General features: G+C 72.6%; 16 protein-coding genes and 2 pseudogenes. 10 read left to right on the top strand and 8 right to left on the bottom strand.

The window, feature by feature from the left end; all coding sequences use genetic code 11:
• Positions 1–425 precede the first annotated feature (425 nt).
• Positions 426–1,472, bottom strand: coding sequence for a hydroxyacid dehydrogenase (locus tag ACFVFR_RS21300; RefSeq protein ID WP_383703974.1), 1,047 nt, complete (start codon positions 1,470–1,472; stop codon positions 426–428).
• A gap of 65 nt (positions 1,473–1,537) precedes the next feature.
• The gene (locus ACFVFR_RS21305; RefSeq protein ID WP_383703976.1) at positions 1,538–2,395 is read right to left on the bottom strand and encodes a hypothetical protein; all 858 of its coding nucleotides are present in this window, start codon (positions 2,393–2,395) and stop codon (positions 1,538–1,540) included.
• Between the two features lie 916 nt (positions 2,396–3,311).
• Between ACFVFR_RS21305 and ACFVFR_RS21310 the strand changes: the two are divergent.
• From ACFVFR_RS21310 to ACFVFR_RS21335, 6 genes and pseudogenes are all read left to right on the top strand, one after another.
• Positions 3,312–4,181 (top strand): annotated as a pseudogene (locus ACFVFR_RS21310) (A/G-specific adenine glycosylase); the annotation flags it as partial.
• An 804-nt stretch (positions 4,182–4,985) separates the two neighbouring features.
• Positions 4,986–5,645, top strand: a pseudogene (locus tag ACFVFR_RS21315) (SigE family RNA polymerase sigma factor); the annotation flags it as partial.
• A gap of 218 nt (positions 5,646–5,863) precedes the next feature.
• Complete coding sequence (locus tag ACFVFR_RS21320) at positions 5,864–6,532, top strand: hypothetical protein (RefSeq protein WP_383703978.1); 669 nt, start codon at positions 5,864–5,866, stop codon at positions 6,530–6,532.
• 8 nt (positions 6,533–6,540) lie between these two features.
• Positions 6,541–7,251 (top strand): two-component system response regulator CseB, encoded by a 711-nt coding sequence (gene cseB / locus ACFVFR_RS21325; RefSeq protein WP_383703980.1) that lies wholly within the window; start codon positions 6,541–6,543, stop codon positions 7,249–7,251.
• 1 nt (position 7,252) lies between these two features.
• Entirely contained in the window at positions 7,253–8,551 is a 1,299-nt protein-coding gene (gene cseC, locus ACFVFR_RS21330; RefSeq protein ID WP_383703982.1) for a two-component system sensor histidine kinase CseC, read from the top strand.
• Positions 8,552–8,815: 264 nt separating this feature from the next.
• Complete coding sequence (locus ACFVFR_RS21335) at positions 8,816–9,694, top strand: NAD(P)H-binding protein (protein WP_383703984.1); 879 nt, start codon at positions 8,816–8,818, stop codon at positions 9,692–9,694.
• A 113-nt stretch (positions 9,695–9,807) separates the two neighbouring features.
• On the opposite strand, the gene ACFVFR_RS21340 is transcribed toward ACFVFR_RS21335, so the two are convergent.
• From ACFVFR_RS21340 to ACFVFR_RS21350, 3 genes are all read right to left on the bottom strand, one after another.
• Complete coding sequence (locus ACFVFR_RS21340; RefSeq protein WP_383703986.1) at positions 9,808–10,008, bottom strand: DUF397 domain-containing protein; 201 nt, start codon at positions 10,006–10,008, stop codon at positions 9,808–9,810.
• A 172-nt stretch (positions 10,009–10,180) separates the two neighbouring features.
• Positions 10,181–10,384, bottom strand: a complete 204-nt coding sequence (locus ACFVFR_RS21345; protein ID WP_383703988.1) for a DUF397 domain-containing protein — start codon at positions 10,382–10,384, stop codon at positions 10,181–10,183.
• Positions 10,381–11,199: a Scr1 family TA system antitoxin-like transcriptional regulator gene (locus ACFVFR_RS21350; protein WP_383703992.1), complete on the bottom strand. Its 819-nt coding sequence runs from the start codon at positions 11,197–11,199 to the stop codon at positions 10,381–10,383. Before ACFVFR_RS21350 ends, ACFVFR_RS21345 begins: the two co-directional genes overlap by 4 nt.
• Before the next feature lie 408 nt (positions 11,200–11,607).
• On the opposite strand from ACFVFR_RS21350, the gene ACFVFR_RS21355 reads away from it, so the two are divergent.
• Both ACFVFR_RS21355 and ACFVFR_RS21360 read left to right on the top strand, forming a co-directional pair.
• Positions 11,608–12,930 carry a hypothetical protein gene (locus tag ACFVFR_RS21355; protein WP_383703994.1) on the top strand — a complete coding sequence of 441 codons (1,323 nt, stop codon included), beginning with the start codon at positions 11,608–11,610 and terminating at the stop codon, positions 12,928–12,930.
• A 55-nt stretch (positions 12,931–12,985) separates the two neighbouring features.
• Positions 12,986–13,480 (top strand): hypothetical protein, encoded by a 495-nt coding sequence (locus ACFVFR_RS21360; protein WP_383703996.1) that lies wholly within the window; start codon positions 12,986–12,988, stop codon positions 13,478–13,480.
• A gap of 154 nt (positions 13,481–13,634) precedes the next feature.
• On the opposite strand, the gene ACFVFR_RS21365 is transcribed toward ACFVFR_RS21360, so the two are convergent.
• On the bottom strand, positions 13,635–14,396 hold the full coding sequence (locus tag ACFVFR_RS21365) for a M23 family metallopeptidase (RefSeq protein ID WP_383703998.1): 762 nt from the start codon (positions 14,394–14,396) through the stop codon (positions 13,635–13,637).
• A 588-nt stretch (positions 14,397–14,984) separates the two neighbouring features.
• Here ACFVFR_RS21365 and ACFVFR_RS21370 point away from each other — a divergent pair.
• Positions 14,985–18,284, top strand: a complete 3,300-nt coding sequence (locus ACFVFR_RS21370) for an NACHT domain-containing protein (RefSeq protein WP_383704000.1) — start codon at positions 14,985–14,987, stop codon at positions 18,282–18,284.
• 352 nt (positions 18,285–18,636) lie between these two features.
• Here the strand turns inward: ACFVFR_RS21370 and ACFVFR_RS21375 are convergent, their stop codons facing one another.
• On the bottom strand, positions 18,637–21,162 hold the full coding sequence (locus ACFVFR_RS21375; RefSeq protein WP_383704002.1) for an ATP-dependent Clp protease ATP-binding subunit: 2,526 nt from the start codon (positions 21,160–21,162) through the stop codon (positions 18,637–18,639).
• A gap of 462 nt (positions 21,163–21,624) precedes the next feature.
• On the opposite strand from ACFVFR_RS21375, the gene ACFVFR_RS21380 reads away from it, so the two are divergent.
• A complete protein-coding gene (locus tag ACFVFR_RS21380; protein WP_383704005.1) occupies positions 21,625–22,362 on the top strand; it encodes an SCO3374 family protein in 738 nt (245 codons plus the stop codon).
• Here ACFVFR_RS21380 and ACFVFR_RS21385 read toward each other — a convergent pair.
• Positions 22,293–22,628 (bottom strand): Lsr2 family protein, encoded by a 336-nt coding sequence (locus tag ACFVFR_RS21385; protein WP_383704008.1) that lies wholly within the window; start codon positions 22,626–22,628, stop codon positions 22,293–22,295. The two genes, ACFVFR_RS21380 and ACFVFR_RS21385, sit on opposite strands and share 70 nt — an antisense overlap.
• Between the last annotated feature and the right edge of the window lie 93 nt (positions 22,629–22,721).

Genomic DNA, 22,721 nt, shown 5'->3' on the forward strand with positions numbered 1-22,721 from the left:
GTGGGTTGTGGCTGAGCGCCGTTGCGGCGAGAGGAAGGGGCGGGGCCGCCCCTTCACCTTCCCCTCCCAGGAGGGAACCTCGGGCTCATCCTGAGGCAGGAGCCTCGCGCTCACCCCGGGCGGGACCCGCCCCCTTCACCTCCCCCCAGGCAGGGCCCCCAGGGCAGGAGCCTCGCGCTTACTCCGGGCGGGACCGCCCCCTTCACCTCCCCCAGGCAGGGCCCCCGGGGCAGCGACCTCGGGCTCGCCCCCGGGGCAGCGGCCTCGGATTCGCCTGTGAGACGGGTCGTCCAGACGGGGCCTGGGGCTCGCCCCCTGGGCGGGGTGCCCGTTGCTCAGGCAGGGCCCTCCGGTTCGCCCCCAGCGGTGGGGCGTTCGTGCTCGCTCTGGGGGGGGTCGTTGGGGTCGCTTCGGGAGGGTGGGGGTCAGGCCAGGTAGGGGGCTTGGTCGGGGGGGACGGGGTGGGCGAAGGGCTTGCCATGGGTCCAGCGGCGTACCTCGTCGATCGCCAGGGTGGCCAGGCGGCGTAGCTCCGTGCCCTGGGAGCCGGCGATGTGGGGGGTGAGGAGGACGTTCTCGCAGGTCCACAGGGGATGGTCGGGCGGGAGCTGGTCGGGGTCGGTGACGTCGAGGACGGCGCGGACGCGGCCCGCGAGCAGGGCCTCGGTCAGTGCCGGCTGGTCCACGACCGCGCCGCGCGCCGTGTTGATCAGGGTGGCGTCGGGGCGGAGGGTGGCGATCAGTTCGCGGCTGACCAGGCCGCGCGTCTCGGGCAGCAGGGGCGTGTGCACGCTCACCACGTCACTGGCCGCGAAGAGTTCGGCGAGACCGGTGGCGCGCGCGCCGAGCGCCGCCGCCTGTTCGGCGCTGACGTACGGGTCGTACAGCAGCACCTCCAGGTCGTGCGGGCGCAGGAGTTCGATGACGCGGCGGCCGGTGAGGGAGGCGCTGAGGATGCCGACGGTGCGCTGGTAGTTACCCTGTCCGGGGCCGGCGTACTGCCAGTGTTCGCGCGCGCGGGCGGCGTGGAAGTCGCGGGCCGACTCCAGGACGCGTTTGTTGGCGAGCAGGATCATGGCCAGGGTGTACTCGGCCACCGGCAACGCGTTGGCCCGCGCGGCGGTCGAGACCTGGATGCCGCGCCGCCAGCACGCGGCGCCCACGTGGCCGCGTACCGAACCGGCCGTGTGCACGATCGCCCGCAGCCGGGGCGCGGCGGCCAGCACCCGATCGTCGACGGGCGGGCACCCCCAGCCGGTGATCAGCAGTTCGGTGTCGCCGAGTACGCGGCGGGCGCGCTCGGTGGCGAAGTCGGTCAGGGCGGGCGGCGGGGTCAGGTCGGTGAGTTCGGCGAGGGCGCGCAGCGCGCCGGCGTCGAGTACGCCGTCGGCCGCCTCGGGGGCCATGGCGAGCGCGGCGCGCGGGCGGTGGGTCCCGGTGGGGCGGCCGGTGGAGGAGCGGGCGGTCTGCATGGGGCTCCGGTCTGCCGGCGTCGACCGGGGCGGGCCGACGCCGGGCGCGGGGTGGGGGGCCTGGGTCAGTCCTTGGCCAGGACGAACGAGACGCGGGCCGTGCCGACGCCGTCCACCTTGGCCTCGACCAGGTACGTGCCGGCCTGGGCGGTGTTGACGCCGGAAGGGGTCGCGCACTCGCGCTGGGTGGACTTGCGGTCCCACTCCACGGAACGCTTGATCTTGTCGTTGCCCGGGACGCGCACCATCGACGTGGCGTTGCCGCGCGGGCAGTCGTTCGAGGCCCAGATGTGGTTGTCGTCGGCGTCGGTGATGGTGAGTGAGGCCGACGCGCGGCCGAGGTCGACCTTGCAGGCGGCGTCGCCGGTGTTCTTCACGACGAGTTCGAACGAGGGCTTGTCGCCGGGGTCGTAGGAGTTCTTGAGGCTGCGCAGCGTCAACTCCACGGCGCCCGCCTCGCAGTCGGCCAGCGTCGAGTCGGCGGGCTCCACGGCGCCGTTGCCCACGCCGAGTCCGCCGGCCTGACCCGTGGTGCCGCTGCCGCCGGAGCCACCCGCGCCGCCGCTCGCACCACCGGCGCCACCCGTACCGCCGCTGGCGCCGCCGTCACCGCTGCCGCCACTCCCGCCACTACCGCCGCTGCCACCGGAGCCGCCGCTGTCCTCGTCCGACTCGTCACGCCCGCCCGGCCGTTGGTCGTTGACGGGCGTGGAGGAGGACGGGCCCGGCGTGATCGTGCCGGCGGATTCGGTGCCGCCACCGGTGCCCTTGGCGTCGCTCTTGCCGCCACCGTCGTCGCCGCCCAGGCCGACGGCCCAGATGACGAGAAGGATGAGCAGCGCGGCCAGGGACAGCGCAACTGCCCTCCGCCGCCAGTAGATGGAGGAAGGGAGCGGACCGATCGGATTGCGCAGAGATCCCACGCGGAAACTCTACGAGAGATCCGTTACGACACCCGCCACTACCCGCCGCATTCCGGGTCGACTTTTCGCATCATCTGCCCGGAGAGCGCTTTCCCGGCGGGTTTTCGGGCCCGCTCCCGTCGTGCCGGGGGCCTCGGCGGGCCCGGGCCCGTCCGTTGGCGGCGGGCGGGGCGGACCCCTCGGCGGGGGTGGCCCGGGCGGTCGCGTACGGCCCGGGCCGTGGGGCCCGCGTGGCCCGGGCGGCGGTCACACGCGGCTCCGACGGCGGTCGCGGTGGCCCAAGGGACGGTCGCAGGTGGCCAGCGGGGCGGTCGCGTACGGCGCGGACGGTGGTCACGCCCGGCTCCGACGCGCCGACCACGCCCGGCTTCGACGGCGGTCCCACCGGGCTCGGGCCGCGGGCGTACGAGGCCGGGGCGGCGGGCGTACATGGCCCGGACGGCGGGCGCGGCTCACCCGGCCGCCCGGCGCGGGCCGTTTCGTCGCGAGCCGGCGTCGTGCCAGGATCGATGCTGCTATGACTGCCACGCCCGCGCCATCTGTCGAAGCCGCACAGCCCGTCGAGCGCGCCCCCGAGTCCGCCGAGCGCGCCCCCCGCCCCTCTTCGCCCGCACCGTCCCCGCAGGCCGAGCCCGCGCAGGTCGAGTCCGCGCCGGCGCGGGCCGAGCCCCCACAGGTCGAGTCCCCACGGGCAGCACCCGCCCGGGCCGAGGAGGCCGCGCACCCCGCCGCCGAGCCGGAGGCCGCCGCGCCCGGGGCCGCCGAGCGCGCCGCCGCCGGGCCCGACGCCGCCGCGCGGCCCGGATCCCGGCCCACGGCCGGCCAGGCCACGGCCCCCACCGACCGGCCCGCCACCGCGCGGACGCGCCCCACGGCGCGCCCCACGGGGCCCGGCGCCGAACCGTCCGCCGAGGTCGCAGCCCTGCACACGGCCGTCAACACGTGGTTCGTCGCGCACGCCCGCGACCTGCCCTGGCGGCGGCCCGAGGCCGGGCCGTGGGGGGTGATGGTCAGCGAGTTCATGCTCCAGCAGACGCCGGTGGCCCGGGTGCTCCCGGTCTACGAGCAGTGGCTGGCCCGCTGGCCGCGCCCCGCCGACCTGGCCGCCGAGCCGCCCGGCGAGGCCGTCCGGGCCTGGGGCCGGCTCGGCTACCCGCGCCGCGCGCTGCGGCTGCACGCCGCGGCCTCGGCGATAAGAGAGCGCCACCTGGGTGACGTACCCCGCGAGCACGCGCAGCTCCTCGCGCTGCCCGGGGTCGGCGAGTACACCGCGGCGGCCGTGGCCTCGTTCGCGTACGGCCAGCGCCACCCGGTACTCGACACGAACGTGCGCCGGGTCTTCGCGCGAGCCGTCACCGGCAGGCAGTACCCGCCGAACGCGACCACCGCCGCCGAACGCAAGCTCGCCCGCTCGCTGCTGCCCGCCGACGAGGCGACCGCGGCGCGCTGGGCGGCGGCGACGATGGAACTGGGCGCACTGGTGTGTACGGCCCGCTCGCCCGAGTGCGGCCGGTGCCCGATCGCGGCACGGTGCGCCTGGAAGCTCGCGGGTTCACCCGCGCACGACGGTCCGCCGCGCCGGGGCCAGACGTACGCCGGCACGGACCGCCAGGTGCGTGGCAAGCTGCTCGCGGTGTTGCGGGACGCGACCGGGCCCGTGTCCCGGGTCGAGCTGGACCGGGTGTGGCACGAGCCGATCCAGCGGGCCCGGGCGCTGGACGGGCTGGTGGCCGACGGCCTGGTGGAGCCGCTCGCCGGCGGCGTCTACCGGCTCCCGCAGAGCTGAGCGCTCCGGGTGCGGGCCAGCCCGCACCCGGAACGACCGGGCCCCCGGCGGACGCCGGTCGCGGAGACCGGGCCCCCGGCGGACGCCCGGTCGCGGAAGCACCCGACCATCCGCGCCCGCCCCACGCCCGAGCCCGACGGCGTACGCGCACCCCGCCCGCACCCGGAACCGCACAGCACCCACACCCACACCCACACCCGCACCCGACGTCAGCCCCTCCGCACCGACCGGGTGACCGCCCCACCCGTGTACGGCAGGGACGCCCCCCCGCCCACACCCGCCGGAGCCATCAACCCGGGAGACGTCACCCCGCCGCCACACCTACGCCCGCACCCGCCCCCACACCCGCCGGAGCCACCAACCCGGCGGACGTCACCCCGCCGCCACACCCACACCCACCTCCACACCCGACAGCGCGCCGTCACACCCACCCGCGCCGGCAGGCACCCCCACCGAAGCGGGCACCACGCCGAAAGACGGCCCCGCGCTCGGACCGCACAGCGACAAGAGGGGACGGCGCCCCGCCCCGAGAGGCACCCCGCGCCGAAAGACCTGCCGCGCCGCGAGGCACCCCGCGCCGGGGCGGGGAGACGCCCTCGAAGGTCACTCCGCCCACACGGCGCAGCGCACCGCGTGAGGGGCGGAGGGGCCTGGCGGTCGTTGTTACACAACCTATGGACAGCTGTGCGTTGGCGGCAGTGCTTCCGTACGGGATGCCGCAACAGCGGCTCCGTAACTTCCTCGGTAACACGCCTCATGACCAGGGGCGTGACGTGGGGAACACCGTGGAATGGAGGCTGCGCTATGGCCAGCAGCGGCGAGGTACTGGACTTCGAAGAGTACGTTCGTAACCGGCAGGACGCGCTGTTGCGCAGCGCCCGCCGACTGGTGCCCGACCCGATCGAGGCACAGGACCTCCTCCAGACCGCGCTGGTGCGTACGCTCAGCCGTTGGGACGGCATCGCCGACAAGTCGCTCGCCGACGCGTACCTGCGCCGTGTCATGATCAACACGCGTACGGAGTGGTGGCGCGCCCGCAAGCTGGACGAGGTGCCCACCGACGAGTTGCCGGACGCGCGGGTCGAGGACGGCACCGAGCAGCATGCGGACCGCGAGCTCCTGATGGACCTCCTGTCCTGTCTGGCGCCGAAGCAGCGCAGCGTCGTCGTCCTGCGACACTGGGAGCAGATGAGCACCGAGGAGACCGCGGAGGCGCTGGGGATGTCGACCGGCACGGTCAAGAGCACGCTGCACCGTGCTCTGGCACGGCTACGCCAGGAGTTGGAGAGCCGCGACCTGGCCGCCATCGCGCTGGAGCGCGCGGAGCGGCGGGGCGAGGCCACCGAGGTGGGCGAGGCGCGCCCGGACGCGAACGCCCGGGTCAACGGTGGCCCCGGCGTCGTCCGTGGCGCCGTCCCGCGCCCGCGCCGGCAGGACGTGCGGGTGCCCGCGACGGCCGCCGCCGCCCGGCCGGCCGCCGCTCGCCCGGCCGGCGTTCCGCTGGCCGGTGTGGTGCGCCAGCGTCAGCCCCTGGGCCAGCGCCCCGGCCGCGCGCCGGCGCTCGCCACGCGGGCCGAGCGGAGCCCCGTGAGCGCGGTGAACCCGGTCGGTACCGTGCGCCCCGCCGGCGTCGAGGCCGGGCACGAGGACCGTCGCGCACGCCACGAACGGGGGCAGGACAGGTGCGCGGCCTGATCAAGGCGGCTCCCAGCAAGACCGCCCTGTTCACCGGGGGTGTGGTCGCGGGGCTCGCCGCGACCGCCGGCCTGGTGTTGGCCGGGTGCAACTCCGCCAGCGATGGCGTGCGTAAGGAAGGCCAGGCACAGCGCGACGTGGTGACCCGGGAGTCGTCTCCGGGCACCGCGGCGCCGTCGGTGTCGGCGGCGCCGTCCCAGGAGAAGGTGGACGCCGTCGCGCTGCTCAAGGGTGACCCGGGGGTCGACGTCGACCTCAAGCGGAACCTCAAGCCCTGTGTGAAGGACGAGTACCCGGTCGAGGTCAGCTACGCCGACCTGACCGGCGCTTCCGCGGCCGATGTCGTCATCAACGTGATGACCTGCGGAGACGGCTTCGGTATCGGTTCGTACGTGTACCGCAAGGCGGGCCGGGACTACACGAACGTCTTCCGGTCCGAACAGGCCCCCGTCTACACCGACATCGACAAGAACGAGCTGCGCGTCACCCAGCAGGTCTACGACACCGGTGATGCGCTGTGCTGCCCCTCGGGCGAGGATGTCATCCACTACCGCTGGTCCGACGGGCGGTTCGTCGAGACCGGGCGGACCCACACCGACTTCAGCAAGACCGTGGAAGACGACGAGTTGCCCAGTGACGACGGAACGGAAGGCTGACGGCGACCGTGGCGGAAACCCATGTGCTCTTCGTCGAGGACGACGACGTGATCCGCGAGGCCACCCAGCTCGCCCTGGAGCGGGACGGCTTCGTCGTGACGGCGGCGCCCGACGGGCTGACGGGCCTGGAGCGCTTCCGGGCGAACCGGCCCGACATCGCCCTGCTCGACGTGATGGTGCCGGGCCTGGACGGGGTGAGCCTGTGCCGGCGCATACGTGACGAGTCCACCGTTCCGGTGATCATGCTCTCGGCGCGGGCCGACTCCATCGACGTGGTACTCGGCCTGGAGGCCGGCGCCGACGACTACGTGACCAAGCCGTTCGACGGCGCCGTGCTGGTGGCCCGCATCCGCGCCGTGCTGCGCCGCTTCGGCCACGCCAGCGGCCCCGGCGGCGCGGCCGGCGCCGGGTCGGCCGACGACGCGGACGGCGAGGGGCCGCTGCGCTTCGGCGACCTGGAGGTGGACCCGGAGGGCATGGAGGTCCGCAAGGCCGGTACGCCGGTGGCGCTGACGCCGACCGAGATGCGGCTGCTGCTGGAGTTCTCGGCGGCGCCGGGCACCGTGCTCTCCCGCGACCGGCTCCTGGAGCGCGTGTGGGACTACGGCTGGGGCGGCGACACCCGCGTCGTGGACGTCCACGTCCAGCGGCTGCGCGGCAAGATCGGCCAGGACCGGATCGAGACGGTTCGCGGCTTCGGCTACAAGCTCAAGGGCTGAGATGGCACGGCTCGCGTTCCGTACCGGGCTGCGCTGGAAGGTCAGCCTGGCCATCGCCTGCGTGGGCGCGCTCATCGCGACCTCGCTCAGCCTCGTCGTCCACAACGCGGCCCGCGCCTCCATGCTCGACAACAGCCGCGACGTCATGGACGACCGCGTCCAGGTCGCGCAGCGCTTCTACGAGTCGACGCGCCGGCTGCTCTTCCAGGCCAAGCTGGACGACCCCGAACTGCCCGAACAACTCCAGCAGGAGGCCGCGCGCGGGCTGCGGGCCACCTACCTCCAGGACACCGGCTCCGGCGCGCCCGAGATCTGGGCGTCGGTGCCGGTCAGCAACGGCCGGGTGCTGTCGGTGCACGGCCAGTTCCAGGACCGGTTCGCCGTCCTGGACGAGCTGGACCGGGTGCTGGTGATCGGCTCGCTGGCGGTCGTGCTGGGCGGCGTCGCGCTCGGCGTCCTCATCGGCGACCAGCTCTCGCGCCGGCTGCGCAAGGCCGCGGCGGCGGCCCGCAAGGTCGCCGAGGGCGACAGCGAGGTGCGGGTACGCGAGCAGATCGGCGGCCGGGTGCGGGACGAGACCGACGAGCTGGCCGGCGCCATCGACGGCATGGCCGACGCGCTGCGCCAGCGACTGGAGGCCGAACGCCGGGTCACCGCCGACATCGCGCACGAGCTGCGCACCCCCGTCACCGGGCTGCTGACGGCGGCCGAACTGCTGCCGCCGGGCCGCCCGACCGAGCTGGTACGCGACCGGGCCCAGGCCATGCGCACGCTGGTGGAGGACGTGCTGGAGGTGGCCAGGCTCGACGGGTTCGCGGAGCGCGCGGAGCTGGACGACATCGCGCTCGGCGAGTTCGTCGCGCGCCGGGTGCGGCTGGTGGCGCCCGAGGCCCAGATCGCGGTCGTCCGCGACGCGTACGTGAGCACCGACCCGCGCCGCCTGGAGCGGATTCTCGGCAACCTGCTGGCCAACGCGGCCAAGCACGGCAAGCCGCCGTTCGAGGTGACCGTCGAGGGCCGCATGATCCGGGTCCGCGACCACGGCCCGGGCTTCCCCGAGGAGTTGCTCAAGGACGGCCCGAGCCGCTTCCGCACCGGCGCCAGCGACCGCGCGGGCAAGGGCCACGGCCTGGGCCTGACCATCGCCCAGGGCCAGGCCCGCGTCCTGGGCGCGCGCCTGACCTTCCGCAACGCGGAGCCGACCGCCGAGGGCCGGGAGGGCGCCGTCGCGGTCCTGTGGCTGCCCGACTCGGCCCCCACCAACACCGGCAGCTTCCCGATCATCCACGTACCAGACTGAGCACGCCCCCGGGAACGGGACGCGGCCGGCTCTCCCCGCCGGGCCGACGCCGGCCCGGCCAGGGCGGCGGCCTCGGCGCGCGGGACCTCCCCGCCACGTACCGGCGCGCGCTCTCCTTCCGGTACGGGCCGGCCGCGCGCGTGTCGCCCGCGTCGGGTGCCCGTGCGCGCGTCCAGGGGCCGGTACGCGGCCACCTCGCGCACACTGGCAGCCAGCGCGCACGCGAGGAGCGGCCAGCGCACGCGAGGAGAGGACGTCCACGTCATGCCCCCAGTCATCGCCGTCAGTGGAGCGACCGGCCGTATCGGCGGCCTCGTCGCCCGCCGGCTCGCCGACGCCGGTGTCGCCCAGCGGCTGCTGTGCCGGGACCCGGCCAAGCTGCCCGACCTGCCCGGCGCGGTGGCCGCGCCGGGCGCCGAGTACGGGAACGCCGAGGCGATGCGCGAGGCCGTCGCCGGCGCGGACACCCTGTTCCTGGTCTCGGCCCGGGAGAGCGCCGACCGGGTACGCGAGCACCTCACCGCCGTGGACGCGGCGGTCGCGGCGGGCGTGCGGCGGATCGTGTACGTCTCGTTCCAGGGCGCCGCGCCGGACGCCACGTTCACCTTCGCCCGCGACCACTGGCACACCGAGCGGCACATCCGTGGCCTGGGCCTGCCGTTCACGTTCCTGCGGGACAGCCTCTACCTGGCCGCGTTTCCCGCGATGACCGGCGCCGACGGCGTACTCCGCGGGCCCGGTGGCAGCGGCCGGGCCGCGGCCGTGGCCCACGAGGACGTCGCCGGGGTCGCCGCGGCCGTCCTGACCGCCACCGACGGCGCGCACGACGGCCTGACCTACGACGTCACCGGACCGACCGCGCTCTCCCTGGCAGAGGTCGCCGACGAACTGGGCCGCGCGAGCGGACGCGAGGTGCGCTACGTCGCCGAGACCCAGGAGGAGGCGTACGCGTCGCGGGCCGGCTACAACGCCGCCGCCTGGGAACTGGCGGGCTGGGTCAGCTCGTACGAGGCGATCGCCGGCAACGAGATGAGCGCCGTCTCCGACGTCGTCCCCCGCCTGACCGGCACCCCCGCCCGCTCCCTGACCGACTACCTCCGCGAACACCCGGGCAGCCTGCGGCACCTGCGCCCCGGCGGCTGACCCGGGGCGGGACGGCCCGGGCCACCCCGCCCCGGCGCGCGCCGGGAACCGTGCCCGTACGAACGAGAGCCCCCGCCGGCGCGCTGGCGGGGGCTCGTTCGTGAGCGATGGGGTCAGACGTGGAAGTCGCCAGCCTTGACGCCCGCGACGAAGGCGGACCACGCCGACACGTCGAAACGCAACGCCGGGCCGTACGGGTCCTTGCTGTCACGAACCGGAACGGCACCAGTGGCCACTACCCGGCTGGGGGCCCACTCAACGCACTCGCCTTCGCCGCCGCTGTAGGACGACTTCACCCAAACCTGCTCCGTCATGACGAGAACTCCTCAACGATGCGACGGATGAGCTGGACCGAGCGCTCTGGCGAAAGAGCCGAGGCTCGCAACCGATCGTAGGGCGCCATGGGGCCGTTGCCTGCCCCCTTCGCGAAAGCCCCCGCCGGCGCGCTGGGCGTGCGCTGGCGGGGGCTCGTCGTAAGCGGTGAGATCAGGCGTGGAAGTCGCCAGCCTTGACACCCGCGACGAAGGCGGACCACGCCGACACCTCGAAACGCAACGCCGGGCCCTGCGGGTCCTTGCTGTCACGGATCGGGACAACACCGGTGGCCACTACCCGGCTGGGGGCCCACTCGACACAGTTGCCGCCCTCGCCACCGCTGTAGGACGACTTCACCCAAACCTGCTCCGTCATGACGAGAACTCCTCAGCGATGCGACGGATGAGCCGGATCGAGCGCTCTGGCGAAAGAGCCGAGGCTCGCAGCCGATCGTACGTCGCGCCGGCGCGACGGAGTGATTCCGGGTCATCGGCCAAGTGCCCCTGCCCGAACGTCTCGCTGTACACCTTCGGTTCGGACTCGTCCCGGTCTACCAGGATGAACGAGACGCTGACCGCCGGCGCACCGGCATCGTTCGGCAACACCTGCACCTTCACATGGGGTGAACTAGCCTCGTCCGCAAGGCGTGTGAGCTGTTCCGCCATGATCTCGCGGCTGCCCACCTGGACGCGAAGCGCGGCCTCGTGAACGATCATCCACAGGAGTGGAGGCGACTCCCGCTTCATGATGTCCTGCCGCGTCAGACGTGCCTCGACCCGGGCTGCGATCTCGGTGCCCGTCTCCCGGGGATGGGCTGCCCGGAACAGCGCCTCCGCGTACCGGGGTGTCTGCACCAGCCCCATCACGAACGCGTTGGAGTAGTCGGAGATCGACCGAGCCGTCTTCTCGACCTCGACGTACGGCAAGAACCACGCCGGATGCCCGCGTTGGCTGACCCGCGCCCGCAGCCGCACGAAGTACCCGTTGGTCTTGAACACCCGGTCGCACGTCTCGGCGAAGTGCTTGGAGCCGAGGAGCCCTCCGCCTTCCACCCGTGCCACGTACGTACGGTCGTACGCCGCCTCCGTGGCAAGTTCCAACTGGGTCATCCCGGCGTGCTCGCGGGCGTGCCGCACCTCGCTGCCGAAGAACGCCACGGCGTCCTGGGGTTGGCCTTCTTCGCACTCCATGGCGAGCCCTTCCGTCGCGCTGCCAGTTCGCGTGTCGGCCTGGCTTTCGGCCGCTCGCCCGCCGACGGTACGAAGAGCCACAAGCGCTTGTAAGGGATTGACCACGATTGGTGATCGTCTGATCGGCGGTGACCGGCCAGCCCCTCCGCGTGTCAGAAGCAGGCCGCCGCGAAGACTGACTCCGGCCGCCACCGGGGCCGGATCGGCCCGTGGCCAGCGCACTGCTGGGCTGGCCGAAACACGCCCCTCATACCCGCCCACGCACCGCCGTATACCCGCCAATCAGAAGCGACCTGTACACGCCATTACGTATAGGGTGACCTGCGGCGTAGCCGACTTTGGGCACGTCACGACCGATACCGCGACGGTCGGGAACAGGCCGTCGGGCGTTCAGGGGGACACCACGTCATGCGTTCCATACGCACCACTTCCACCGATCCGACCCACCCCGCCACGCCCGCACGGGCCCACCGCACCGTGCCCCGGGCGCTGGCGGCGATCGCGCTGCCGCTGGCCCTGGTGACGGGCGGCACCACCGGCGCGGTGGCCAGCCCGCTGAGCGACGGCGCGCGCCCGGGGGCCGCGCCCGCCGCCGACCGGGACGCCGCGTCGAGCGGCACCGCGCCGGGCGCGGGCTACCGGTTCAGCGCCGACCAGGGCCGCTTCCTGACCGCGAGCGGCACGGCTCCACGGACGCTGCGCCACATCAGGGGAGCGGCCACCGACTTCAGCGTGCTCCAGGGCACCGGCGGTGACGGCCCGACCCTGGCCGGCACCACGCTGGCCGCCACCACCGACGCGCCCGCGCGCGCCGCCTGGGCCGCCAACTCCGAGTTCGTGGACCTGTCGTGGCCCGGCGTGGCCGGCGCCGCCCCGTACCGGGTCTTCCGCGACGGCAAGCCGATCGCCACCACGCGCGGCACCAGCCTGCGCGACACGACCGCGCGCCCGGGGACCGCCAGCGAGTACCGCGTCTCGACCACGGCCGAGGCGCCGGCGAGCCAGTGGACCGACAGCGAGCGGGCCGCGTTCCGCGCGACGGGTGAGAAGCCGGTCAACGGCCACACCTGGAGCCTGAACGTCGAGGTGCCCACCTCCACCCAGCCGGCCGCGCTGGAGCGGGCCGCGGTGGCGGCCGAGGCCAAGGCCAAGAAGTACCACTCGACGACGATCCGCTACCGCACCTTCATCCGCAGCAAGTGGGTCACCGCGCCGGTGGGTTGCACGTACACCAAGGGCTACAAGTACGCGGGCGACAACCGGGGATTCAGCAAGGCGGACAACAAGAGCCACCGCACGGACCTGACGGGCATCGTGTACTGGCAGGGCGGCTCCTCGTGGAACGCGCACATCGGCACCACGCACGTCTACAAGACGAACGGGAAGTTCGTCGGCAAGAAGACGGCGAGCAAGAAGAAGATGTCGTTCCGCGTGATGTCGCAGAACTCGAAGACGGCCGAGGTGCGCGGAATCACCGAGGCCGGTAATCCGTACTGCGGTGTCGGCAGCATTTCCGGTTACTACAACGCCCGGATCAGCCGTAGTGGCGACTTCTACATCTCCGGCCGGCACAAGCAGATGCCCGACCACGAGATCATCATCAGCGGATTCACCCGGTCCCCGATGAAGACGTACACACGATTCCTGCACACCGCCAAGCAGGCCAGCCCGACCTGCCTGTTCAAGCCGGCCTGCCCCGCGGCTACGATTGGCAACAACGGCGGGTACTGACGGAAATTCACGGTACGAAGACCGTCCGTCCCGCCCTTCGACGATTGGCCCGACCATGAGCGCAACACCGCCCAAGGCCGTCGCGTTCGCGATAGCCGTGACACTCGTTCCCTGGGTGGTGGGCGCACTCCTGTCGTTCGTGTTGATCTACGCCGGCGGCTATCCCGACGGCGCGGGCGAAAGCTCCTGGCGGACGTTCTCCGACGACTGGCTGGGCGGCTGGTCGCTCGCCTTCCTGACGATCACCACGCTGGTGGTGGCCGGACTCGCGTGGGCGCGGCCGACGCCGCACCGGTGGCTGATCGCCACCCGGAACACCGTCGTGTACGCGGTCGCGCTGCTGGCCGTCAGCGCGGTCCGGTTCCTCTCGGACGGGGCGGGCGAGGCCGTGGACTACGCCTTCGTCACGCTGATCATCGCGCTGTTCACGCTCCAGCTGCCGCTGTGCGCGGCGCTGTCCGCGGCCCTGGCCGGGCCGCTGGGCATCGCGCCGGACGGGGACCCGGACCCCGATCTGGGCGCGGGCGCGGGTGAGCCGGCGACGCGGTAGTACCCGACGACACGCGAACGCGAGCGGCGGCCGGTCCTGGGGACCGACCGCCGCTCGCGTCGTTCGGGGGCCGCCGCGCGAGCCGGAGCCCATGCGGCGGCGGGGTCAGGCGGCCGGGGCGCACCCCGGCTCACCTGCGATGACGCCAGTCCGATCAGACCGGGGCGCCATGGCCGCGCAGGAAGCCCAGCGGCTCGATGCCGGAGCCGTAGTTCGGGCCGGTGCGGACCTCGAAGTGCAGGTGCGGGCCGGAGGAGTTACCGGTGTTGCCGGAGAGGCCGATCGCCTCGCCCGTGCGCACGGTCTGGCCGATGGCCACCTTGATCTTCGAGAGGTGCGCGTACTGGGTGTACTTGCCACCCTTGTGCTTGATCACGATGGCGTTGCCGTACGCCGGGCCGTCGCCGCCGCCGTTACCGCCGGCCTTGACCACGGTGCCGGCGTGCACGGCCTTGACGGAGGTGCCCGTGGAGACGGCGAAGTCCTGGCCGGAGTGGCCGTGCGCCCAGCGGGCGCCGCCGGCCGCGAACGGGGCGCTCAGCGGCGCGTCACCGACCGGGGCGACCCAGGAGGAGGCGTTGATCGGGCCGCGCTTGGAGCGGTCGGCGCGCTTGGTCTTGGAGCCGTGCCCCTTCTCGCGCTCGCCGGCCTTCTTCTTGGCCTTCTTCTTGTCGTGCTGGGCGGCGGGCTTCTTCTCGCCCTTCTTGGCCGCCTTCGCCTGCGCCTTGGCCTGCGCCTGAATCGACTTCTCCAGCGAACCGGCCGAAGCCACGGTGAACAGATCGGACTGCGGGGCCGCTGCCAGCGCCACCCCGGTCCCCAGCGCGAGCGAGCCGCCCAAACCCACGGCCAGTACGGCGGCGCGGGTGCGCAGGACCGACTTGTTCGCGTGAGTGGCCTTGGTGTGCTGCGTCATACGGAAACCTCCGGGGAAATCCAGGAAATGAATTGATCCCGACTTTGAATCGTCTGCGTTTCACCGGGATCGCCCTACCTTGATAACCCGGGGCCAGCTTTCTGCCAAGGGGGGCCTTTCCCCGCCTCCTACTATCCGTTCTCGTAGCGAAAGCCGGGGAATTTCGCCCCTTCCGGACCGGGGATGATCACCCGTAAAGCCCCTTCGGATACGCGCCCGAACGGTGTAGGCGGACACCCGCGACGCGTACTCCGGCGATTTCCCGGGGTTTTTCGCCAGCACGTCGACCACGTGGAAAAGGACCCGGCCCGGCCCTCGCGAAAGGCCCGGCGTCGACGGGCCGAAAGTCCCGGACGGCCGGCCCGGCCACCCGCTATCGCGCCTAGTAGGCCCTCGGGGGCCTGTGCCCCACATCACCGGCCGGGCCGCCGCCGATCACCCCACGCGGGCCGCCTGGCCTGGGCGTTCGCCCGTCCCGTCCGGGACCAACGGCCCCCGCCCGCAGTAGCCTGAGCACCCTCCGGGCAGGGGCCGGGGGCGAGCGTCCGCGCCGGGGCGGGGGCCGGGGACAGCGGGGGGACGGGGAACGTGGAGCCAACGGTCATCGGCACGCGGCTGGCGTCGAGCGCCATCGCGCCGCTCGTCAGGAAACTGTTCGTGTCCGAGGGGCCGGGCGCCGGTCTGGTGGACAAGCCGGTACGGATCTCGGGGCTGGTCTCCTTCCGCGGCGAGAAACGCACCCTCACCGAGACTGACCTGCACAAACTCGCGGCCGAGCTGGTCCGGCGCGGCATCCGGGCCGCCGGCCCGGGCGAGCGGCCGATTCCCGCCGACGAACAGGAGGCCGTCACCCACGCGCTGACCCGCACCCTGCACGGCCTCGGCGACCTCACTCTCAGCGACGTCGACGCCGTCCGGCACGGCTCCGGTGGCCTGGCCAGGCGCCTGGTCGCCCAGCGGCCCGACGCCGGCCGCGCCCACGGCCTCAGCGCCGACGCCACCGCGTTCCACGACACCGTCCTGGAAGCCGCCTGCCTGCACATCCTGCACTTCTTCACGCAGCGCTCCAGCTTCGTCGCGCACACCCTGGTCCGGCAGAGCGAGCAGCTGTCCGAGCTGGTGACCAGGGTCGACGCGCTGATCGAGCGCACCCCCACACACGCGGCGGCCGACGTGCGCTTCGAGGAGCGCTACGCCCGCTACGTCACGGCCAGACACGGCACCCTCACCATCTACGGCATCGACCTGACCACCTCCCCCGACCGGTGGCCGCTGGACGCGACGTATCTGAGCCTGCGCGCCACCCGCGCGGCCACGCCCCGCCACCAGGGGATCTCGCACCCTCCGAGCCACCGCCTCGACCCCGACGAGGTCAACCCCGAGGACGAGCCCGACGAGCCGTACGCCACCGCCCTCCCCCTCCCCGCCGACCAGGCGCTGGCCGACCGGGACCGGGTGCTGGTGCGCGGCGTCGCCGGCTCGGGCAAGACGACGCTGGTGCAGTGGCTCGCGGTGGTCGCCGCCAGCCGCCGGTACGACGAACGCCTGGTCCACCTCTACGGCCGTGTCCCCTTCGTCCTCCCGCTGCGCACCCTCACCCGGGGCGGCGCGCGGCTGCCCACACCCGGCGCCTTCCTGGCCGCCGTCGGCTGCCCGATCACCGACGCGCAGCCCGAGGGCTGGGCGGACCGGGTGCTGGGCGAGGGGCGCGGCCTGGTCCTCGTCGACGGCATCGACGAGATCCCCGAGGCCGAGCGCGCGCGGGCTCGCCGCTGGCTGCGCGACCTGCTCGACGCGTACCCGGGCAACCTCTACCTCGTCACCTCCCGCCCCTCGGCCGTCCGCGAGGACTGGCTGGGCCAGGACGGCTTCGACGAGCTGACGCTCGCGCCGATGAGCCGCGAGGACGTGGCCGCGTTCATCGGCCGCTGGCACACCGCCGCCCGCTCCGGGGCCACCGGTGAGGCCGCGACCCGGCTCGACGCGTACGAGCACTCCCTGCTCACCGCCGTCCGCACCCAGCGGGACCTCGGCCGACTGGCCACCAACCCGCTGATGTGCGGCCTGATCTGCGCCCTGCACCGGGACCGCCGGGGCTACCTCCCGCACGGCCGCAAGGAGCTGTACGACGCCGCCCTGTCCATGCTGCTCACCCGGCGCGACCGGGAGCGCGACATGAGCGGCCCGGACGGCGTCGAACTGCCCGAGGAACCACAGGTCCAGCTCCTCCAGAGGCTCGCGTACTGGCTGATCCGCAACGGTCGCACCGAGCTCGACCGCGACCACGCCGAGCGCGTCATCGCGCAGGCGCTGCCCGCCGTGCCGGCCGCCGCCGCCCAGGGCGACGGGGCGGCGATCTTCCGCCATCTGCTGCTGCGCAGCGGCCTGCTCCGCGAGCCCGGACCCGGCGCCGTGGACTTCGTCCACCGCACCTTCCAGGACTACCTGGGCGCCCGGCGCGCGGTCGAGGAGTGGGACATCGGCCTGCTGATCGACCACGCGGGCGACGACCAGTGGGAGGACGTCATCCGGATGGCCGTCGCCCACGCCCGCCCCCGCGAACGCGCCGAACTACTCGGCGAGTTGATACGCGCCGGCGACCAGGCCGGCGACGCCGCCACCCGGATGCGCGTCCACCTGCTGGCCCTGGCCTGTCTGGAACACGCCACCGAGATCGACCCCGCCGTCCGCGCGGAAGTGGAGGAGCGCACGGCCCGCCTCATCCCGCCCGCCACCAACGACGCCGCCCGCCTGCTCGCCGCGATCGGCCCGCTGGTCCTGGGCCTGCTGCCCGGCCCGGAGAACCTCTCCGAGCGGGAGGCGACCCGGGTCACCGTCACCGCCTCCCACATCGACTCCGACGCCGCCATCCCCGCCCTGGCCCGCTTCCGCGACCACCCCGCCATCTCCGTGCGCTCCCAGCTCGTCTGGGCCTGGCACCGCTACGACACCCGCCGCTACGCCCACGAGGTCATCGCCCACCTCGATCCGGAGGGCCTGTACTACGTGGCGACCTCGGCGGAGGAGCTGGCCGCCCTGGCCGAGCTGGGCGGCCGACCCCGACTGGAGACGCGCGGCGATATCGACCCGGCGGCGCTGGCCGCGTACGTCGGCGGCCACCAGCTCACGCACCTGCGCATGCGGGGCAACGACCTGCTGGAGGACCTGAACTTCCTCTCCGGACAAGGGGAGTTGACGAGTCTCGGCATTCAGCTCTGCGGCCCGGTTCACGACCTGGGGCCGATCAGCTCGCTGCCGCTGGAGCACCTCGCTCTCACGCTGACCCCGCCACCGGGGGCCGAGATGGACCTGAGCCCCCTGCGCACCCTCACCCGGCTCCGTTCGCTCAGGCTCTTGGTGGACGACGACCTCACGTGGGACCTGGGACGGTTGCCCGTGGAGGCGCCGCTGAGCGTCCTCGAACTCGGCTATCTCCCCCGGGCCCGCGGTGGCATGGAGGGTGTCTCCCGTTGGCCCCTGCTGGGCGCGCTGGAGCTGGGGGTGAACAGCCCGCAGAGCTCCGCCGAGTGGGACGCCCTCTGCACCCTGGGCCACCTGGACTACCTGAGCATCACCGGTGACTCCCTCACCCACCTGACGCCACGGCACACCCTGCCCACACTCCCCCGCCTCCGGGTGGACTTCTCCTTCGAGGACGCCCCTGACCTCACCGCGCTCCCTACGTCCTTCCCCGGGCTCCGCTGGCTGGACCTGAGCGACGAGGTCGACACCAACGCGGAACTCGACCTCACCCCGCTAGCCGACCTCACCCAGCTCACCACCCTCCACGTCCCCCCGGACGCCCGCCTGACCGGCCCCAGGCCCCTCGACATCATCACAGCTAATCGCCTAGGCCCCGACGTGCTCCCGCCCCGACACTCCTCCTGAGTAGCCCGGCTGAGCGGCCCGGCCCCGGCCGTGGGGCGGCCGGGCCCGCCTCCGTACGGGCGGGACTTTCCGGGGCCGCACCGGCGCCCCCTGCGGGGCGAAAGGCGCTCCAGGCCCCCGAGCCCAGCCCCTGCCAGAGCCCCCGAGCCCCTGCGCGGCCTGGGCAGCAGCCGGGCCGCCGCCAGGGGCCTCCGCCGCCCCACACGAAAGCCCGCCCCCGGCTCCGCCGTAGCGGGCCCGGGGGCGGGCTGGGTGCTGCTGGTGCGAACCGCCCGTGTCGCCACGGGGGGCCGCCAGGGCGGGGGGCTGGGGTCCCGTGTCAGGGGCCGGCCCGCCGCCGGGTGACGACCGCTTACGCGTCCTTCGTCAGGTTCGGGCCGCCGCCCGCCGCCGACTCGATCGGAGGCGTGTCGGGCAGGTCGGACTTCTCCTCGCCACGGAAGGTGAACTTCTTCTCCTCACCCTCGCCCTCGACACCGACGACCACGATGTGACCGGGGCGCAGCTCGCTGAAGAGGATCTTCTCCGAGAGCGTGTCCTCGATCTCGCGCTGGATCGTCCGGCGCAGCGGCCGGGCGCCCAGCACGGGGTCGTAGCCCTTCTTGGCGAGCAGCGCCTTGGCGTCCGCGCTGAGCTCCAGGCCCATGTCGCGGTCCTTCAGACGCTCGTCCACCTTGTCGACCATGAGGTCGACGATCTGGATGATGTCTTCCTCGGTGAGCTGGTGGAAGACCACGGTGTCGTCGACACGGTTGAGGAACTCGGGCCGGAAGTGCTGCTTGAGCTCCTCGTTGACCTTGTTCTTCATCCGCTCGTACCCGGTCCGGACGTCGCCCGCGGCGGCGAAGCCGAGGTTGAAGCCCTTGGAGATGTCCCGGGTGCCGAGGTTGGTCGTCATGATGATGACCGTGTTCTTGAAGTCCACGACCCGGCCCTGGGAGTCGGTCAGCCGACCGTCCTCCAGGATCTGCAACAGCGAGTTGAAGATGTCCGGGTGGGCCTTCTCGACCTCGTCGAAGAGCACGACGGAGAACGGCTTGCGGCGCACCTTCTCGGTGAGCTGGCCACCCTCCTCGTATCCGACGTAGCCGGGGGGCGAGCCGAACAGCCGCGAGACCGTGTGCTTCTCGCTGAACTCCGACATGTCGAGCGAGATGAGCGCGTCCTCGTCGCCGAAGAGGAACTCGGCGAGCGTCTTGCTCAGCTCGGTCTTACCGACACCGGACGGGCCGGCGAAGATGAACGAACCACCGGGGCGCTTGGGGTCCTTGAGGCCCGCCCGCGTACGGCGGATGGCCTGCGAGAGCGCCTTGATGGCGTCCTTCTGGCCGATGACGCGCTTGTGCAGCTCGTCTTCCATCCGCAGCAGCCGGGAGGACTCCTCCTCGGTGAGCTTGAAGACCGGAATGCCGGTGGCGGTCGCCAGGACCTCGGCGATCAGCTCCTCGTCCACCTCGGCGACGACGTCCATGTCGCCGGCCTTCCACTCCTTCTCCCGCTTGGCCTTCGCGGCCAGGAGCTGCTTCTCCTTGTCGCGCAGCCCGGCGGCCATCTCGAAGTCCTGCGAATCGATCGCGGACTCCTTCTCCCGGCGCACGTCGGCGATCTTCTCGTCGAATTCGCGGAGGTCCGGCGGTGCGGTCATCCGGCGAATGCGCATCCGGGAGCCGGCCTCGTCGATCAGGTCGATGGCCTTGTCCGGCAGGAAGCGGTCGGAGATGTAGCGGTCGGCGAGCTGGGCCGCGGCCACCAGGGCGGCGTCGGTAATGGAAACGCGGTGATGCGCCTCGTACCGGTCGCGCAGGCCCTTCAGGATCTCGATGGTGTGCGGCAGCGACGGCTCCGCGACCTGAATGGGCTGGAAACGGCGCTCAAGGGCCGCGTCCTTCTCCAGGTGCTTGCGGTACTCGTCGAGCGTGGTGGCACCAATGGTCTGGAGCTCGCCACGGGCCAGCATCGGCTTGAGAATGCTGGCGGCGTCAATCGCGCCCTCGGCGGCGCCGGCACCCACCAGGGTGTGCAGCTCGTCGATGAACAGAATGATGTCGCCGCGCGTGCGAATCTCCTTGAGCACCTTCTTCAGGCGCTCTTCGAAGTCACCGCGGTAACGGGAACCGGCGACCAGCGCACCCAGGTCCAGGGTGTACAGGTGCTTGTCCTTGAGCGTCTCGGGCACCTCGCCCTTGACGATGGCCTGCGCCAGTCCCTCGACGACCGCCGTCTTACCGACGCCGGGCTCACCGATGAGGACCGGGTTGTTCTTCGTGCGGCGCGAAAGCACCTGCATGACCCGCTCGATCTCCTTCTCGCGCCCGATGACCGGGTCGAGCTTGGATTCGCGGGCGGCCTGCGTCAGATTGCGGCCGAACTGGTCCAGGACAAGGGACGTCGAAGGCGTGCCCTCGGCGGGGCCGCCAGCCGTGGCGGCCTCCTTGCCACCGGAGTATCCGGAAAGCAGCTGAATGACCTGCTGCCGGACCCGGTTCAGGTCCGCGCCGAGCTTCACGAGGACCTGGGCGGCGACGCCCTCACCCTCGCGGATCAGGCCGAGCAGAATGTGCTCCGTGCCGATGTAGTTGTGCCCGAGCTGAAGGGCCTCTCGGAGCGACAGCTCCAGCACCTTCTTGGCACGGGGAGTGAAGGGGATGTGCCCGGACGGGGCCTGCTGGCCCTGACCGATGATCTCCTCCACCTGCTGCCGGACCGCCTCGAGCGAAATCCCGAGGCTCTCCAGGGCCTTAGCGGCGACACCCTCACCCTCGTGGATCAGCCCCAGGAGGATGTGCTCGGTGCCGATGTAGTTGTGGTTGAGCATCCGGGCTTCTTCCTGAGCCAGGACGACAACCCGCCGCGCACGGTCGGTGAACCTCTCGAACATCGTTAATCGCTCCTCAGAGCGGTCAGAAAGATCGGGGACGATCCCCTCCCTGTCCTTCCGCAGCTTAGTCCCGCAAGCAGGGACCGCTCATTCCAACTGCCGACACCCGGGATCTCCCCCACAGCGGTGGGGACGGATTCCTGCCCCGAACAGCCGGCACCTGCTCCAACCCGATGGTGCGAGACGATGTTCCCGCAGGCCAAGCATCTACGCACACCGCCGCTACGCCGATGGCGAACGCGCCGGTGTCCCGGCCGCCGGGCCGCCCCTTCCCACTAGGTCTGTCTTACCCTCACGCACTGACACTCCATGCCGCGCGACCCGGTTCCATCCGCTACGGGCGAACAACCTCGCGCCCACGGAAAAGACCGGCCACGCCCCGTACACCCCGAACCACCCACAGAGAGCGACGGCATGTCAACTGAGCGTAACCCCTCGATCCTTCGGTGGGTTGCCCCGGACATGACGTCACCCGACCCGACCACGGCGGCGCTCCCCCGACGGCGCGCGCCCCTCGCGCCCCGTACTCCGCCGGACGCGCCCGCGTCGTGGCGTGCGGTACGCGACTGGTACGAGCGCGAGTTGGACTGGCGGACGGCTCCGGCATGCGGGGGCCCGGTCGAGCTGTTGACCGGGCTCTGTTTCGACGTTCTGGAGCTGCCCGCCGACGCGGGGAACGCGGTGGCGCGCCGCGTGTCGCGCACCGGCCCCGTGGCCGTCCACGGGTCGCGGATGTTCTTCCTGGTCGCCCCGGGCGCCGCCGACGAGCTTCCCGGGCTGCTCGACTGGCTGGACTGGGGCGGCGTCCCGCTGGAGCTGACCGCGTTGGGCGTGGGTGACCGGATGCCCGCTCCGCTCCCCGCACCCCACGGCGACCGCGGCTCGCGGGAGACCGCCGTCTGGGTGCGGCCTCCCAGTCCTGGGGGCGGGTCGAGCTGGATGTTGCCGTCCCTCGGCCTCCGGCGCGGGGAGGGAGCCCGAGGGTCCCACGGCCTTGCCGGCGGTGCGGGAAGGGACGACGTTCGGGGCGACGCCGACACTCCGGACCTGGTCCGACTGGTCAGCGCCGCGGCGACGGAATGCCACCGGGCCCGACTGCTGCGCGTGCGGCGTAACGATGTCGGCCGAACTCAGCCGTTGGCCTTCTCGTACGCCTCACGCACGGCGGCGGGAACACGACCGCGGTCGTTGACCTCGTGACCATTCTGCTTCGCCCAGGCACGAATCTTCGCGGTGTCCTGACCGCTGCTCGCCCCCGCGCGCACCCGCGTACGTCCGCCGGCGGCACGGCCACCGGTACGACGACCACTCTTGGTGTACGGCTCAAGGGCAGAGCGGAGCTTGTCCGCGTTAGCCGTGGTGAGGTCGATCTCGTACGTCTTGCCATCCAGCGCGAACGTCACGGTCTCGTCGGCCTCGCCACCGTCGAGGTCATCAACAAGAAGGACCTGAACCTTCTGTGCCATTGAGGATTCCTTTCACGGATAAGGGATTACGAGGCATTAGCAAACCGCTTTTCCCGAGAAAACACAAACCCCCAGGGAAGGTTCGGCTACGCA

Origin of the sequence: Streptomyces sp. NPDC057702, from assembly GCF_042799315.1 — a bacterium.
GTDB lineage: Bacteria > Actinomycetota > Actinomycetes > Streptomycetales > Streptomycetaceae > Streptomyces.